Consider the following 16,573-nt stretch of genomic DNA (forward strand, 5'->3'; position numbering starts at 1 on the left):
CACACCTTTCGCAAAGGAACGAAGGGCGACCGGTTAGGAACCGGTCGCTTTATTGGTTTCGTGGCTGTGATCGTGGCTGTGCCCGTGATCATGGCTGTGGTCATGAGAATGATCATGAGAATGACCGTGGGAATGCCCATGATGATGGTGACCGTGATCATGACCATGACTGTCGCCGTGACTATGCCCGTCGGTGCCAATCCCCATCACATGATGATGATGCCCGACCTGAGGTGTTGCAACGTCGCCTTCATATCCAATGATCTGTTCGCGATATTTGCAAAGCTGGCAGTTCATATTGTTGTCGCCGGTGTCAATTTCAGCCAGGCGTTCGGCAAAGCTTTCCAGCACCAGCGGATGATCGCGCAGATATTCCGCCTTGATGAATTCAACATCTTGGAATTCGGCCGCGATTTCGTCTGTATGGGCGTAAATCCGGTCGATCAGAATGCCAGCAAACAGGAAATACGGGAATACCACCACACGCTTGTAGCCAAGCTTCATGGCTTCGCGCAGACCGGCATTGACACGCGGATGGGCAACCCCGGAATAACTGATTTCGGTACGTCCGAAACCAAGCCCTTCCTGTAACATGCGTGCGACCTTATAGACGTTTGAATTGGCATCCGGGTCATTGGTGCCACGCCCGACGACCATCAGAAGCGTATCCTTGCGCGAGATGCTGTCATCAGCGGTTGCAAGGGCTTCTTCGATGCGATCAGCACTGGCACGCAGAAGTTTCGGGTCAATCGCCAGATCACGTCCGAATTTAACGTCGATATCCGGGTTTTCATGGGCGAAATTGTTCACTTCGCTTGGCAGGTCATTTTTGACGTGACCGGCGGCAAACAACATGCCCGGCAGGGCATAAATCTTCTTGTGGCCCATAGCTTTGAGTTTTTCAAAGCCATCGCGCAGGATCGGGTGCGCAAATTCGAGAAAGCCGCTTTCGACATCATAATCGGCCAGATGGGTCTGCTTCATTGTTTCAACCATGGCGTTGAACTGTGAAACAGCGCGCTCATCACGCGAACCGTGTCCGCATATCATTACGGCGCCTTTGGGGGACATAAAAGGCTGCTCCTTTGTCTCTCTCGTGTTTTGGTGCGCGACGGTCACAAACCGCCACGGTACCCGATGCCACCCCCGTTTTCACCGATTGGCCTGCGGAATGCAAGCCACAGCTGATTGGATAATCGTCGCAAGGGCGGGTCGGATAGAAAATACAAACTGTTGTGGTTTGTTTTACGGGTGATTGCAGATGTTGTGGTCACAAATCTTGCTACCCGAAATGATGGAAGGGGTAAGTAACAGGTTTGAGGCCTCCTGATCTGGATTTTGAAGTATGGTATGAAGAAAAAACAAAAAGTATGAAATTCTTTTATCAAAGCCCGTACCGATTGGCAAATCGTGCTGTTTGTTCGGTAATTTGCCCGTGTAATCCCGGATGATGATTGACGGGCATGTGCCTGCGACGCACATTGCCGCAATGGAAACCATGATTCTTGAATTTCTGATTCCGCAGCCCGGTTTCATGGGCCCGCTTTTCACCGTGCTGGTTCTGGCACTGGTGCTTGATGCGGTTTGTGGGGATTTCCCTTGGCTGTTCGGGCGGGTGCCGCATCCGGTGGTCTGGATTGGCAATCTGATTGACTGGTTTGAAAAGCGCCTGAACAAACCGCGATATGGTAACAGTGATCGCTTTTTACGCGGAAGCCTCTCCAGTCTGGCGGTGATTGCCTGTGCGGCGTCGTTTGGCGGCGTGATCCAGCTGATATCGTCATTTGGCGATGTTTTCCGGTTTGCCGATATTCTGCTGCTTGCCATCCTGATTGCGCAAAAGGGGCTTTATCAGCATGTCAAAGACGTCTCGGTCGCCTTAAAGCGCGATGGCCTTGCAGGCGGAAGGGCAGCGGTTTCGATGATTGTCGGCCGCGATCCGCAATCACTTGACGATGCCGGGGTCAGCCGGGCGGCGATTGAAAGCTGTGCGGAAAACTTTTCGGACGGCGTGGTCGCGCCGCTGTTCTGGTACGTGCTGGTCGGGCCGATTGGGCTTTGTGCCTATAAAGCGATCAATACGCTTGATTCGATGATCGGTCATCGCAGTGACCGTTATCTTTATTTCGGCAAGTTCGCGGCACGTCTTGATGATGTTGCGAACTTTGTCCCTGCACGGATTGCCGGTGGGGTGATCTGCCTTGCCGCTGTGATGGGCCGCAAAACTTCCGGCGCGCATGCCTGGAAAATCATGCTGCGCGATGCGTCAAAACACAAATCGCCCAATGCCGGGTGGCAGGAAGCAGCCTTTGCCGGGGCGCTTGACCTATCGCTTGCCGGGCCGCGCCAATATGGCGCGGAACTGGTCGAAGACCCCTATATCGGGGATGGCAGGCGGGATGCGGATGCCAGCGACATCGACCGTGCGCTAAAACTTTACACCACGTCCTGTATTCTGAACGCGGCATGGCCGTTGGTGTTAAAGATGATCTGGGTCGGGCTGGTCTAGTCTTTGCCCTGATTGATGCGCGCAATGGTCGATGTCGTCGAGAAGCCATCGGCGAGATTGGCTAGAACAACCTTGCCGCCATATCCTTGCACGATATCTGCGCCGACAACCTTGTCGATGGTGTAATCGGCACCCTTGACCAGAATATCGGGTTTGAGGGCCTCGATCACCGTGATCGGGGTGTCTTCGCCGAAAATCACCACACCGCTGACGGTTTCAAGAGACCCCAGGACAGCCGCACGGGCAGCCTCGGATTGCACGGGGCGTGCTTCGCCCTTAAGGCGTTTGACCGATGCATCGGAATTAAGCCCGACAATCAGCCGGTCGCAGTTGGATCGTGCCTGTTGCAGGAGGCTCAGATGGCCCGGATGCAGAAGATCAAAGCAGCCATTGGTGAAGCCGACCTTATAACCCTTGCGCCGCCAGCGTTCGACACGGTCCACCATGCGGTCAAGCGGCATCAGTTTGGCTTCGCCGATCATCAGGTCGTGATGATGCAGAACAGAAATCAGTTCGTCCGGATAAACAACAGCGGTGCCGATCTTGCCAACCACGATGCCTGCGGCAACATTGGCAATACGCGCAGCGTCTGAAAGTGATGCACCCCCGGCAATCGCCGATGCAAGGCAGGCAACGACCGTGTCACCGGCCCCCGATACGTCAAATACTTCGCGTGCTTCGGTCGGAAGGTGGGTTGCCTCACCTTTGCTGGTGACAAGCGTCATGCCATCCTGGCTTCGGGTCAGAAGGACGTTTTCAATACCGCATTCGGTGATGATTTTGGTGGCTGCGGCAATTGCATCCTCGTCACTTTGAATGTCGATGCCGGTTGCGGCCTGGGCTTCGGCTCGGTTCGGGGTGACGACCGTCGCACCGCGATAGATGCTGTAATCTGTACCCTTGGGATCGACAATAACCGGTTTTACGGCCTTGCGCGCGGCAGCAATGGTTGCGGCGACAACGTCACCATGCAAAACGCCCTTACCATAATCGGAAAGGATAATGGCACTGACATCGGGCGCTAGTTGTGCAGCCAAGGCAGACAGGTTGCTGATGGTTGGGGCGGCAAGCGTTGCGGTAGTTTCGTTATCAGATCGTAACAATTGTTGTCCGCCCGCGATATAGCGGGTTTTGATCGTTGTCGGGCGGTTGCGTTCAATCTGGATATAGGGCTCGACACCCTTGTCATTGGCGACATATTCCATCACCTCCCGGCCTGGAAGATCATCACCGACAAGGGAAAGAAAACGAACCGATGCGCCAAGGGCCGTCGCATTGCGGGCAACGTTGCCCGCACCACCCAGCATTGCACTTTCGCGTTCGACCCGGATGATCGGGATCGGTGCCTCTGGCGAAATACGGGTGACCGAGCCATAGACAAACCGGTCAAGCATCACATCGCCGATGCAAAGTACCTTGGCATTGGGCAGTTGTTCAACCAGTTGGGCCAGATGGCTGAGATCGGTCATGTGCGTATCGTCTTCTGTTCGTTAAATCGAAAGTGGCTCGGATCAGGCCTTGGTCAGGCCAAGGGTATGTTCGAGTGCGCCAACAAGCATTTGCCCGAGCTGTATATGCATTTCCTGAATACGGGCGGTGGTGTTGCTTGGCACGATCATCAACGGATCACACAGATCAACCATGGCGCCACCGGTTTTACCGGTCCAGCCAGTGGAAATCAGCCCCATCTCGCGCGCCTTTTCAAGGCCGAGATTGACGTTCCTGCTGTTGCCGGACGTTGAAATGCCAATTGCGACATCTCCTGGCCGACCCAGTGCCTCGATCTGGCGGGAAAACAGATAATCAAATCCGAAATCATTGCCGATTGCGGTCAATGCCGAGCTATCGGTTGTCAGGGCAATGGCCGGCAATGCACGCCGGTCATTGATGTAACGAACCGTGAATTCGGTTGCGATATGCTGCGCGTCGGCTGCTGATCCACCATTGCCAAAGAACAGGAGTTTGTTGCCTTCGTTCAGCGCATTGGTGCAGATCGATACCAGTTTTGCAAAGGGCGCACGCGTTGCTTCGCGGGTTTTGTCGACCAGATCAAGATGCTCGTCAAATTCGGCATCGAAGAAGGCATTGATATCCATTTCTTCACTCATACAACTCGGTGATTGTCTAGCTGCGGTTTTTCACAAGATCACGGAAATAGTCGATGGTTGACGCCAAGCCGGTTTCTAGTGCGACAGTCGGATTCCAGTTCAGGATTGTTTGCGCCTTGGTGATGTCGGGTTTGCGCTGCAACGGATCATCCGCCGGCAAATCCTTGAATATGAGTTTGGATTTCGCGCCAGTCATATCAATTACGCGCTCTGCAAGTTCGCGAATTGTGATTTCATGCGGATTGCCTAGATTGATTGGGCCGCTGACCGATTTTTCGGTCGCCATAAAGCGGACAAATCCCTCAATCAGATCCGAATAGAAGCAGAATGAGCGTGTCTGCCGGCCATCGCCATAGATGGTAATATCCTCATCATATAAAGCCTGAATGATGAAGTTTGATACAACGCGGCCGTCTTGAGGATGCATACGGGGACCGTAAGTATTAAAAATTCGCGCGACTTTGATTTCCAGCCCGTGCTGGCGATGATAGTCGAAGAACAGTGTCTCTGCGCAGCGCTTTCCTTCGTCATAGCAAGCACGCGGCCCGATCGGATTTACACTGCCACGGTAATCTTCGGTCTGTGGATGAACTTCCGGATCGCCATAGACCTCACTTGTGGAGGCCTGGAATATCTTCGCTCCGACGCGTTTGGCAAGTCCGAGCATGTTGATCGCACCATGAACGCTGGTCTTGGTGGTTTGAACCGGATCGTGCTGATAATGGATTGGGGACGCAGGACAGGCGAGGTTATAAATCTCGTCAACTTCAAGATATAGCGGGAAGGTTACATCGTGACGCATCAGCTCGAAATGCGGGTTGTCGAGCAAATGGACAACGTTGTCCTTTGTGCCAGTGAAGAAGTTGTCGACGCACAGAACGTCATGGCCTTCCTGGAGCAATCTTTCGCAAAGATGGGAACCGAGAAAACCGGCCCCACCGGTGACCAGAATGCGTTTGCGCCGCCACATAATCTTTTAATCCTGACAGGTTGAACTTAAATCGGCCTGAAACTAGCAGCTTGGATGATCCATTGCCATGACTTATCGTTTTTAAAAGTGGTGTTTTCGGCAAATATCGGAACGTCAGGAAATGACTGATTTTCGGGTTTGGTTTCAATTTGTCACAATGATAAATACATAAGCTGTTAACGGCCCGCGAACTATTGTATTTCAATCGGGACTTTCGCCGCGCGTTGCACATTGGAAAATCTGGTCATCCTGTATGTCTGAAAGCACGTTACCCTCACCCGAAGCCTTTTTGGTCGATTATGTGCGCCGTCTTGAGCGTCGCAAGGATGGCGTGGGGGCGGTTCATGTGCATTTTTCAAAGCTGCTGCCGTTCAACCGGCGCGATCATCATATCCGGACGGCAATTGCATCATTCGAAGAAATCGTTCCTGATGTGACCGGGCGTATTTTCACGCTGTCCAATCAGGATCTGATTTTCATCTTTGATGCGGCCGAGATTGACGAGGTCAATGCAGTCATCTTCCGGCTCAAATTCCTTTTCAATGATGATCCGCTGATCAGTGACGGCAAGGATGAAAGCGGTGCGCCTGCGACCTTTACCGACTATTTCGATGTCGCACAGCAATACAAGGATTTCCTGCATCTGACACAAACGCTTGTGCGCTCAAACGCCAACCGTCCGCGTCAGGTCAGCAAGGCGGCCGAGCGTCACAACGACAGCCCGATGCTTGAAGATGATCGTGCACCGCTGACACCCAAAATACTGGGGCGTATTGACGAAGCATTGCGCAGGGCCGATCTTTCGAACCTGATGCGCAGGCAGGCGATTTGTGCGGTTGTCGGTGATGCGAACCCGACGCCGGTTTTTCACGAATTGTTCATTTCGATCAAGGATTTGCAGCAAACACTGCTGCCCGATGTCAATGTTTTGTCCAATCGCTGGCTGTTTCAGCATCTGACGGAAATTCTTGATCGTCGCATGTTGTCGTTGCTGACACGCAGCAATGATGCATCGGTGACCGGTTCGGTCAGTATCAATCTGAATGTTTCGACCCTGCTGTCGCCGGATTTCCTGACATTTGACAGCAACGTCAAGGCAGGTCAGCGCGGAACCATCGTGCTTGAACTGCAAAAGATCGATATCTTTGCCGATCTTGGCGCATTCTTTTTTGCGCGTGATTTCTGCCGCGATCGTGGTTACCGGATTTGTATTGACGGGATCAGCCACCTTTCGCTGCCCTATATCAACCGCAACAAGCTTGGCGTTGATATGATCAAGATGATCTGGGACCCGGAAATGGAAAATCTGGACGAAGAGCACGGCAACGCCATGCGCGAAGCTGTGGCGCAATCAGGCGATACGCGCGTGATCATGTGCCGCTGCGATGATGAGCGGGCGATCAAATTTGGTCATTCGATCAATATCACCATGTTCCAGGGTCGCCATGTCGAGCATCTGCTGAGCGAGCGCACCAAAAAATAACGCCAGCAAACGGCCGGTATCTTTTTAATTCCGAAATCAAAACGATTACGCGTCGCGGCTTGTGACACCTGCCTTGACAAAGGTTGCCATGCCGTTGTGGCATTCCGCCGATGCCCGCAATAGCGGAATGGCAAGGGCTGCACCCGATCCTTCGCCAAGGCGCATGCCAAAATCGAGAAGTGCCTGTTTTCCAAGCTTTTCAATCAGTCGTTTATGGCCCGGTTCGGCCGAAATATGCCCGACCAGACAATGGTCAAGGGCATCGCTGCGAATAGTGCCAAGGATTGCCGCGGCTGCACAGGAAACATATCCATCAAGAAGAACCGGTACCCGTTGGTAACGTGCGGCCAGAATGGCACCGGCCATCGCGGCAATTTCGCGTCCGCCGACACAGCGCAGAACGTCGAATGCATCATGGAACTGATTTTTGTGCAGGATGATGGCATCCCCGACCACGCGTGTTTTGCGTTTAAGCGTTTCATCGTCGATGCCGGTGCCGCGTCCGGTCCAGTCGGCGGCTTCACCGCCAAACAGGGCATAGGCAATGGCGGCGGCCGAGGTGGTATTGCCGATCCCCATTTCACCGGGCACAAAAAGGTCAATCCCCTTTTCGATGGCGCTCATGCCAAAGGCCATTGCTTCGGCGCAGCCTTCGTCATCCATGGCGGGTTCTTGCGAGAAATCGTTGGTCGGGATTTCAAGGGCGACTTCCATCACGCGCAGTTCCGCGTCAACCGTTTTGCAGATCTGGTTGATTGCCGCACCGCCATTGATGAAGTTTTCAACCATCTGCTGGTTGACCTCGACCGGGAATGCCGACACGCCCTGTGCACAGACGCCGTGGCTTCCGGCAAAGACCGTGACACGCGGGCGTGTCATGTTCGGTCGTGAATTTCCTTGCCACCCTGCCAGCCAAAGGCTGATATCTTCCATCCTGCCGAGCGCGCCTGCGGGCTTGGTCAATTGTGGCTCGCGCGTACTTACGGCTGCCTGTGACTCTGCATCGACACCGGGCAATTGGGCCATAAGGGTGCGGATTTCATCAAGACTTTGGGGGGGATGCTTGGGATCGAACATGGAAAATCTCCGGCTGGCGGACAAGGATGCAAAGCGTCTTCTGCTTGGCTTCTGTCGCGCCCATGATTAGTCTGATTGCGTGCAAAATGCCAGTTCGAATATCGGAACACACCCGTGAACAATGATCATAATCAAACCGGAATGAATTTGCAAAACCTTGATGATGATCAAGTTGATGCCAAACAGCCAGAAACCGGATCTGAATCAGAACCTGAGCCTGAAGCCCCCCCCAAGGGGATGCTTGCTGATTTTTGGCGTGCTCTTGCCCTGCTAAGCCGGATACCGGTTTTCATTCCATGTGACTTCAGCGCGCATGCGATGGCACGATCAGTTTGGTGCTGGCCGCTGGTTGGGTTGTTCATGGCCGGGATTGCGATCATTCCGGCCTACGTCATCGAGATTCTGACCGGCAATGTCATGATTACGGCCATTGTCGCGACTTTTACCCTGATCGCGTTGACTGGGGCGATGCATGAGGATGGCATTGCCGATTGTGCCGACGGATTTGGCGGTGGATTGGACCGTCAACGCAAGCTTGAAATCATGCGCGACAGCCGGATCGGCACTTATGGTGTTGTTGCGCTTGTTTTATGCCTAGCGATGCGCATCGCCCTTCTGGATGCTGCGGGTGAAAGTGGCAGCATGGCCGCCATCCTGATTGTGATGGCGACACTATCGCGCGCGGCGATGCCGATTGTGACCTATGTGTTTGATCCGGCTCGTGAAGATGGTCTTGGCAAAAGTGCCGGACGACCCGACATCAAAGTGGTGAGCGCGGGTATTGCCATCGCCTTGGTTCTGGTGGTGATTGTTGCGGGTGCGGTGACCGCGTTCATGTGTCTGATAGCCATGATGGTCGGGGCATCGGTTGTCGGATGGATCGCCCGGCATCAGATTGGCGGCCATACTGGCGATGTGCTGGGCATGACTCAAATCATCTCCGAGCTGCTTGTCGGTATTGCATTTATCGCGATACTTCAGATTGCCTGATGATAAGATCATGAAAAGGACCGTTTAAAACGGAGCCCAAACCCGGGTCGTATTTTTCGACCGCATTTTTCCTTGGGGGAAGAATGGACAAAGCAGTGACAACCCGTTGGTGGCTTGTTCGCCATGCGCCGGTTCTCAACCCGGAACGGCTTGTCTATGGCCGAAGCGACATGCCGGTTGATCTTACCGATGAAAAGGCATTGCGCGCCCTGTCGCGCCATTTGCCAAACGACGCGGTCTGGATTACGAGCCACCTTTCGCGCACGCTTGATACCGCGCTTAAACTTCTTGAGCTGATGGATGAAAACATCCTGCCGACGCGTGAAACCGGCTTTGCCGAACAGCATTTTGGCGCATGGGAAAAGAAACACTGGAATGATCTGCCCAAAGGGGAAACCACCCGTTTCTGGACCGATTTCGCGCGCCAGCATCCTCCGAATGGGGAAAGTTTCAGCGACGTTGTCGAACGGGTTGGGCCAATATTTGACCGGCTGACAAGATATTGGGCCGGGCGCGATATTGTGGCCGTTATTCACGGCGGGACGGTGCGCGCGGCCCTTGCCAATGCGCTTGGTCTGTCGCTTGAGGCGGCCTTATCATTTCATATCGATACGCTTGGCGTGACCCGGATCGAACATATAACCGGCGTCGATCAACCGGGCTGGCGGGTGACCGGGGTTAATCTGCGTTACTGATTAAAGGGGGCTGTGCAGTTGCCGATACCCTGTTGGGCTTGAATGACATGCCACACAGGGTATCAGTTTTCAGGCGGATTTCCGTTGATCGGTTTCCTGCGCATCGACAAGTGCATATTCCGACAAAAAGCGATCTACCATATCGGCAGAGACATCGTATCTGCCACAGATTGACGCGACATCGTCAAGATAGGCTTCGTAGTAGGGAATAGGCCGACTGCGCGATTTGCCGCGAAGCTCGTTGATTTCCGTAAAGTCGGATGCAAATTCCGGTGCTTCGATAACCTGAATGATCGTGTCGTCGATGATGGCGGCGGGTTTGCCTTTGTATTTCTTGCCACAGGCTGAAAGCATTTTGCTGGCGGTCGGGATGGATATCCCGGGCTGGCCCAGAAGCAGTGACATTTGATCTTCGTCGAAATCGTCATTTTCGAACAATTCTACGAGTTTCGTCAGGTCACGGACCAGAAGAGAAAGCGCATTTACGCGGATGCCACGCGCATGCGACCAAATGATGGTCGCGACAACACCACAGGTCGGGCGGCTGGCATAAATGTTTCGAACATCACGACGCGCCAATGATATTTCACCATTTACAGCATGATGTTGCAGGAATTCGGGAAAGGATTGATCATTATAGCTCAATCTATCCAGCAGCCCGCGCCACATGTCTTCGCGTGATACGGTCTGCCAGGTTGTTGATTTCAGATTCCGAATTCGTTGAATTTGTTCATGAATTGCCATTTGATCAGCAAATTTCCAATTAACCCCAAGAAGTTTTTCCGAAACCCTTTGCGGTTTCGGCATCCGGACTTTGTTTGTTTTGTAATGTCCGGCGGTCACGCGGGCGGCTTTTGTCGGCTCTGATCCATCGTGACAAAATTATGTTCTCCTAAAGAATAACCGCCGACAAGCAGTCAATTCTTACAAATACTGACCTTATGGCTAGGTCGGAGTTTGGGCTTTGGTCGTGGGGGTAAAGCTGCTAGGTTCGGCGCTGCCGTTTGGTGATGGGAAACCGGTGTGATGCCGGTGCTGCCCCCGCAACTGTAACGGGTTGGGTGATCCGGGTGATGTGATGTCACAAGCCACCGGTAATGTTGATTTGCAGACAACATGCCGGGAAGGCGGATTGCTTTCATGCCCGCAGCCAGGAAACCAGCCATCGGTATTCCTGTTCGTAAGGATATGGGGTAACGCAATCCGGCCTCGGTGGGAGGTCAAGGCGAAGGAAAGTGGGTATGACCCAGAATATGGCTGATAGCAGCCAGCTTGCCGGGATCCATCTGATCCTTGGCGGTGCCAGATCGGGCAAAAGCCGGTTTGCTGAAAACCGGATCAACCATGCAGGCGGCGGTATTTATGTCGCGACCGGTCGTGCATGGGACGAGGAAATGGCAAATCGCATCGAACTTCACAAATCATCGCGCGGCGAAATGTGGCAAACGATTGAGGAACCGCTTGATCTTTGCGCTGTCCTGTCTGCCTGCAATCACGACGGCAGTAAACCGGTTCTGGTCGATTGCCTGACGCTTTGGCTGACCAATCTGATGCTGGAAGATCGCGATATCGGGGCCGAGTTTGACCGGCTTTGCGACCTTTTGCCGGGGCTGGATATCCCAGTTCTTCTGGTTTCGAACGAGGTTGGTTTCGGGATTGTGCCGGAAAATGCCATGGCGCGCAGCTTTCGTGATCATGCCGGACGATTGCATCAACGGATTGCCGAGCTTGCCAATCAGGTGACGCTTGTGGTTGCGGGCATTCCGATGTCGGTTAAATAGATCAGAATTCATAGATTTAAGGGTAATTGAATATGGCACAGCTTGGAAAAATTCCGGCAACAGTGATCACCGGTTTTCTTGGTGCAGGCAAAACCACGATGATCCGCAATATGCTGGAAAATGCCGGGGGTAAGCGGATTGCGCTGATCATCAACGAATTTGGTGATCTGGGCGTGGACCGCGAGGTGATTAATGGATGTGGCATATCGGGTTGTGCCGAGGACGACGTTGTCGAACTTGCAAACGGTTGCATCTGTTGCACGGTGGCCGATGATTTCCTGCCGACCATCAAGGGCCTGATTGATCGCGACACGCCGCCTGATCATATCGTTATCGAAACGTCAGGACTGGCATTGCCAAAACCGTTGGTCAAGGCGTTCAACTGGCCGGAAATCCGTTCACGGGTCACGGTAGATGGTGTGGTGGCTGTTCTGGACGGGGCGGCATTGCGCGACGGTCTGTTTGCCCATGATCATCATGCGGTTCAGGCCCAACGTGAGGCTGATGATAATCTTGATCATGAAAGCCCGCTTGAGGAACTGTTTGAAGAGCAGCTTCATTGTGCGGATATGGTGGTTCTGAACAAAACCGATTTGCTGAGCGCTGCCGAAATTGCCAAGGTAGAGGCAGATATCCGGGCCGAGCTGAAACGCCCATCGGTCAAGATCATCGCGACCGCGCATTCGAAGGTCGAAAATGCTGTTTTGCTGGGACTTGGAGCGGCGGCCGAAGACGATCTTGATAGCCGCCCCTCACATCATGACGATGGTCACGAACATGACCACGACGATTTTGAAAGCTTTGTCGTGTCACTTGACGCGGTTGACGATGCGGCCGTACTTGAAAAACGCCTGATTGATGTCGTGCGTCAGTTCGATGTCCTACGGATCAAGGGTTTTCTTGATATTCCCGGCAAGCCGATGCGCCAGGTTGTTCAGGGCGTTGGTGAGAGGTTCCAGCGTTATTTCGACCGGCCGTGGGCCGAAACCGAAACGCGCCGGTCGGAACTGGTGGTGATCGGCTTGCATGGCTTGGATCGCGGTGCCATCGAAGCGGCAATCAAGGCATCGTGACGTTTTGAAATTGTAAGATCATCCGGTCGACAACGTTGTGCGGGCGGATGATCTTGAACCAGCACACGATAAAAGAAACGGACATTTCCGATGCATCTGCTTGCCGCCCAGCCTGGACTTGTTACCGATGGAAGCGAAGCCGTCGATCTGGGGCAAAGCCCGGGCGATGTCGTTATCCTGTCGGCGGCAGAGTCCGAGCTTGCCTGTCTGGCGGGGGCGCAGGCGCGATTGACTTCGGCATTTGGTGATGTGACACCATCGCTGCGATTGGCAAGCCTTTTGCAGTTGGGCCACAACATGTCGGTCGATCTTTATGTCGACGATGTTCTGGCCGATGCCAAATTCATCATCGTGCGCATTCTGGGCGGTCGGGGATATTGGGAATACGGGATCGAACAGCTGGTCGAACTGGCCCGTCGCAACGACGTGCCGTTGGTACTGTTGCCAGGTGACGATCAACCCGATGCGGAACTGTTGTCGTTATCGACGGTAAAGGGTGCAACGTATCAGCAAATCTGGCGTTACCTGATCGAAGGTGGTCCGGGAAATGCTGAACATTTACTGCGTCTTATATATGAAAAATTGAACCCGTCTGTCAGTTGGGACTGGAAGCCGGCGGCACCCTTGGTCAAGGCAGGCCTTTATTGGCCGGGGAAAATCACCGCAAATCTCGAAGAAATTGAACAGAATTGGAAACAAAATCATACTGTTGTCTCGATCATCTTCTACCGTGCATTAATTCAGGCTGGTAATCTGGATGTAATTGATGCGCTGGTTGAGGAGTTGTTGGGTAATAGCCTCAATCCATTGCCTGTTTTTGTTGCCAGCCTCAAAGACCCGGTTGCGGCGGCCTTGGTTGAAGAATGGCTGGGGTCAACACGTGCGGATTTGATCCTGAACACCACCGGCTTCTCTCTTTCCGTTCCGGGTGTGGAACGAAAAGATGGGCCGTTTGATGTTGTCGATGCACCGGTTTTCCAGGTGGTGCTATCTGGCGGTGGTGAAGCATCGTGGCGGGATGGGGTGAACGGCCTTGCCGCGCGGGATATTGCGATGAATGTCGCACTTCCCGAAGTGGATGGCCGTATTTTATCGCGCGCCGTGTCGTTCAAGGGATCGGCGGGCAAGGATGCCCTGACGCAGATTGATCTGGTCAAATATATCCCGGTGCGCGATCGGGTGGCGTTTGTTGCCGAACTGGCGGCCAATTGGGTCAAATTGCGCAAGACGGATGCCCCGGTGCGCAAAGTTGCGATGATCATGGCCAATTATCCCAACAAGGATGCGCGCCTTGGCAATGGTGTGGGGCTTGATACACCGGCCGGGATGATTGAAACCCTTCGGGCGATGAAGGATGCCGGGTACAGGATTAATGAGCTGCCGGAAAATGGCGATGACCTGATCGCAGCGGTCAAGGCCGGACCGACGAATGATTTCAAGTCGCTGGCGGATCGCACCGTTCGTGTGACGATCCCGGTTGCCGATTATCGCGCGGCATTTGCCGCCCTGCCCGCACGCATCCGTCAGCAGGTAACGGATGCCTGGGGAGAGCCGGAAAGTGATCCGTTTTATCTGCCAGATCGGTCGGCGATTGCCCTTTCGATCCTGCCGATGGGCAATGTTGTAGTTGGGCTGCAACCGGCACGCGGATACAATATCGATCCGCTTGAAAGCTATCATTCGCCCGATCTGGTGCCGCCGCATAACTATTTCGCGTTTTATATCTGGCTGCGCCATCATTTCGGGGCACAGGCAGTCATTCATTTCGGCAAACACGGCAATATGGAATGGCTGCCGGGCAAGTCATTAGCGCTGTCGGAAGAATGCTTCCCCGAAGCCGTGTTTGGCCCGACACCGCATTTCTATCCCTTTATCGTCAATGATCCGGGTGAAGGCACACAAGCCAAGCGCCGTGCACAGGCGGTGATCCTTGATCATCTGACCCCGCCTTTGACGCGAGCAGAGAGTTACGGACCCCTTAAGGATCTTGAGGCGCTAGTTGATGAATATTACGACGCAGCAGCAGTTGATCCACGCAGATTGATCATCCTGAAGCGTGACATCCTTGAGCTTGCTATTCGCATCGGGCTTGACCGCGATTGCGGGATTGAGCCGGACGAGGACGAGGAAAGCGCGCTTGCCAAGCTTGATAACTATCTGTGCGAGTTGAAGGAACTTCAGATCCGCGATGGTCTGCATATCTTTGGTAAGGCACCGGAAGGCGATCTTTTGACCGATCTTCTGGTCGCACTGGCAAGATTGCCGCGCGGGGCGAGCGAGGGGTCGAAGGCGTCACTTCATCGGGCCTTGGCCGCCGATATCCTTGGTGATCCCGATTTTGATCCGCTTGATTGTGCCTTTGCCGAATTCTGGCCAGGAATTAGGCCCGAAATTCTTGCGCAATATGACGTTGGTGCGTGGCGTACCATGGGCGATACGGTGGAGCGGATCGAGCTTTTGGCGCGTGATCTGGTACGTGGGGAGGTGGTCGCGGATCAGGCATGGCAGCGGACAATTGAAGTTCTTTCCGATATCGAAATATCTATTCGTCCGGCGGTGACAACCTGTGGCGAGGCAGAGATTGCCGGATTGCTGCGCGGTCTTGCGGGCAAGTTTGTCGAACCGGGGCCATCGGGGGCGCCAACGCGCGGGCGGCCAGATGTTTTACCGACCGGGCGGAATTTCTATTCGGTCGATACGCGCACGATCCCGACCCCGGCGGCATGGCAATTGGGGTGGAAATCAGCCGAATTGTTACTGGAACGGCATGTGCAGGATCATGGTGAATGGCCCGCGGCCCTTGGTCTTTCGGTTTGGGGCACCAGCAATATGCGCACTGGCGGTGATGACATTGCCCAGGCGCTTGCCCTGATGGGTGTACGGCCAACATGGGACAGCGCATCGCGCCGTGTGACCGGGTTCGAGATTATGCCAGCATCTCTGCTGGGGCGACCGCGCGTTGATGTGACGTTGCGCATATCGGGGTTTTTCCGCGATGCGTTCCCGGGTCTGATTGACCTGTTTGACAGCGCGGTGCGTGCGGTGGCCGAACAGGCGGATGAAGCGCCCGATATGAACCCGATTGCGGTTCGGGTGGCGGCAGAAACGGCAAAGCTGTGTGACGCCGGGGCCAGTCCTGATCAGGCCAGAAAACAGGCGGCATTTCGCGTGTTTGGTGCCAAGCCCGGTGCCTATGGCGCGGGATTACAGGCGATGATCGACGAAGAGCTTTGGGAGGACGAGGCCGATCTGGCGGATGCCTATCTGGCGTGGGGCAGTTATGCCTATGGCAACGGGGCGGAAGGTGAAGCCGCGCGTGATATGTTTGAAACACGGCTGTCGCGGGTTGATGCGATTGTCCATAATCAGGACAACCGCGAACATGATTTGCTGGATTCCGATGATTATTATCAGTTCGAAGGCGGAATGACATCGGCAGTTCGGCATCTGTCCGGCAAACAGCCGACGGTTTATCACAGCGACCATTCCCGCCCGGAAAGCCCGAAAATCCGCACATTGGAAGAAGAAATCGCCCGTGTTGTCCGGGCACGCGTGGTCAATCCGAAATGGATCAAAGGCGTAATGCGCCATGGTTACAAGGGCGCATTTGAGATGGCGGCGACGGTGGATTACCTGTTTGCCTTTGCCGCAACGGCGCGCTGTGTTGCGGATCATCATTTTGATCTGGTTTATGATGCGTATCTCGATGATACGGATGTGCGTGATTTTATCAGGGATTACAATCCCGACGCACTTTCTGATATCCGCAATCGTCTGCGCGAGGCGATTGATCGTGGCCTTTGGCAGCCGCGCCGGAATTCCGTATCAGTCGATCTGATGGGGAATGGCGCGGCATAACCGGGCCTTAGACGTTATCGTAAATCACG

13 protein-coding genes and 1 riboswitch are annotated in these 16,573 nt (G+C 54.1%); of the genes, 7 read left to right on the plus strand and 6 right to left on the minus strand.

Features of this window, described 5'->3' with window-relative positions; genetic code table 11:
- Nucleotides 1-33 precede the first annotated feature (33 nt).
- Entirely contained in the window at nucleotides 34-1,071 is a 1,038-nt protein-coding gene (locus tag IT971_RS22035) for a sirohydrochlorin chelatase (protein ID WP_063092179.1), read from the minus strand.
- Between the two features lie 418 nt (nucleotides 1,072-1,489).
- On the opposite strand from IT971_RS22035, the gene cbiB reads away from it, so the two are divergent.
- Nucleotides 1,490-2,509, plus strand: a complete 1,020-nt coding sequence (cbiB, locus tag IT971_RS22040) for an adenosylcobinamide-phosphate synthase CbiB (protein WP_223304940.1) — start codon at nucleotides 1,490-1,492, stop codon at nucleotides 2,507-2,509.
- Here the strand turns inward: cbiB and rfaE1 are convergent.
- From rfaE1 to IT971_RS22055, 3 genes are read right to left on the minus strand one after another with little or no spacing between them, the layout of a single operon-like run.
- Nucleotides 2,506-3,978, minus strand: a complete 1,473-nt coding sequence (gene rfaE1 / locus IT971_RS22045; protein WP_063092177.1) for a D-glycero-beta-D-manno-heptose-7-phosphate kinase — start codon at nucleotides 3,976-3,978, stop codon at nucleotides 2,506-2,508. The genes cbiB and rfaE1 overlap by 4 nt on opposite strands.
- Nucleotides 3,979-4,020: 42 nt before the next feature.
- A complete protein-coding gene (locus IT971_RS22050) occupies nucleotides 4,021-4,605 on the minus strand; it encodes a D-sedoheptulose 7-phosphate isomerase (RefSeq protein WP_063092346.1) in 585 nt (194 codons plus the stop codon).
- Between the two features lie 28 nt (nucleotides 4,606-4,633).
- The gene (locus IT971_RS22055) at nucleotides 4,634-5,587 is read right to left on the minus strand and encodes a UDP-glucuronic acid decarboxylase family protein (protein ID WP_063092176.1); all 954 of its coding nucleotides are present in this window, start codon (nucleotides 5,585-5,587) and stop codon (nucleotides 4,634-4,636) included.
- Between the two features lie 253 nt (nucleotides 5,588-5,840).
- Here IT971_RS22055 and IT971_RS22060 point away from each other — a divergent pair, with 253 nt between their 5' ends.
- Nucleotides 5,841-7,070, plus strand: a complete 1,230-nt coding sequence (locus tag IT971_RS22060; protein WP_063092175.1) for a hypothetical protein — start codon at nucleotides 5,841-5,843, stop codon at nucleotides 7,068-7,070.
- Nucleotides 7,071-7,115: 45 nt separating this feature from the next.
- Here IT971_RS22060 and cobT read toward each other — a convergent pair whose 3' ends face one another.
- A complete protein-coding gene (cobT, locus tag IT971_RS22065) occupies nucleotides 7,116-8,147 on the minus strand; it encodes a nicotinate-nucleotide--dimethylbenzimidazole phosphoribosyltransferase (protein WP_063092174.1) in 1,032 nt (343 codons plus the stop codon).
- 237 nt (nucleotides 8,148-8,384) lie between these two features.
- Here cobT and cobS point away from each other — a divergent pair, with 237 nt between their 5' ends.
- Both cobS and IT971_RS22075 read left to right on the plus strand, forming a co-directional pair.
- Nucleotides 8,385-9,137: an adenosylcobinamide-GDP ribazoletransferase gene (gene cobS, locus IT971_RS22070; RefSeq protein ID WP_037989300.1), complete on the plus strand. Its 753-nt coding sequence runs from the start codon at nucleotides 8,385-8,387 to the stop codon at nucleotides 9,135-9,137.
- Nucleotides 9,138-9,220: 83 nt separating this feature from the next.
- Nucleotides 9,221-9,832 (plus strand): histidine phosphatase family protein, encoded by a 612-nt coding sequence (locus IT971_RS22075; protein ID WP_063092172.1) that lies wholly within the window; start codon nucleotides 9,221-9,223, stop codon nucleotides 9,830-9,832.
- Between the two features lie 69 nt (nucleotides 9,833-9,901).
- Here IT971_RS22075 and IT971_RS22080 read toward each other — a convergent pair whose 3' ends face one another.
- Nucleotides 9,902-10,477, minus strand: a complete 576-nt coding sequence (locus IT971_RS22080; RefSeq protein WP_223304942.1) for a hypothetical protein — start codon at nucleotides 10,475-10,477, stop codon at nucleotides 9,902-9,904.
- 312 nt (nucleotides 10,478-10,789) lie between these two features.
- Nucleotides 10,790-11,014, plus strand: a riboswitch (cobalamin riboswitch).
- 59 nt (nucleotides 11,015-11,073) lie between these two features.
- Between IT971_RS22080 and cobU the strand changes: the two genes are divergently transcribed.
- The 3 genes from cobU (at nucleotide 11,074) to cobN (ending at nucleotide 16,544) form a co-directional block, all read left to right on the plus strand.
- Nucleotides 11,074-11,613: a bifunctional adenosylcobinamide kinase/adenosylcobinamide-phosphate guanylyltransferase gene (gene cobU, locus IT971_RS22085; protein WP_082822647.1), complete on the plus strand. Its 540-nt coding sequence runs from the start codon at nucleotides 11,074-11,076 to the stop codon at nucleotides 11,611-11,613.
- A gap of 32 nt (nucleotides 11,614-11,645) precedes the next feature.
- On the plus strand, nucleotides 11,646-12,686 hold the full coding sequence (gene cobW / locus IT971_RS22090; RefSeq protein WP_063092170.1) for a cobalamin biosynthesis protein CobW: 1,041 nt from the start codon (nucleotides 11,646-11,648) through the stop codon (nucleotides 12,684-12,686).
- 90 nt (nucleotides 12,687-12,776) lie between these two features.
- Nucleotides 12,777-16,544: a cobaltochelatase subunit CobN gene (gene cobN, locus IT971_RS22095; RefSeq protein WP_063092169.1), complete on the plus strand. Its 3,768-nt coding sequence runs from the start codon at nucleotides 12,777-12,779 to the stop codon at nucleotides 16,542-16,544.
- The last annotated feature ends 29 nt before the right edge of the window (nucleotides 16,545-16,573 follow it).

Source organism: Thalassospira sp. B30-1, assembly GCF_015767575.1.
Taxonomy (GTDB): Bacteria; Pseudomonadota; Alphaproteobacteria; order Rhodospirillales; family Thalassospiraceae; genus Thalassospira; species Thalassospira xiamenensis.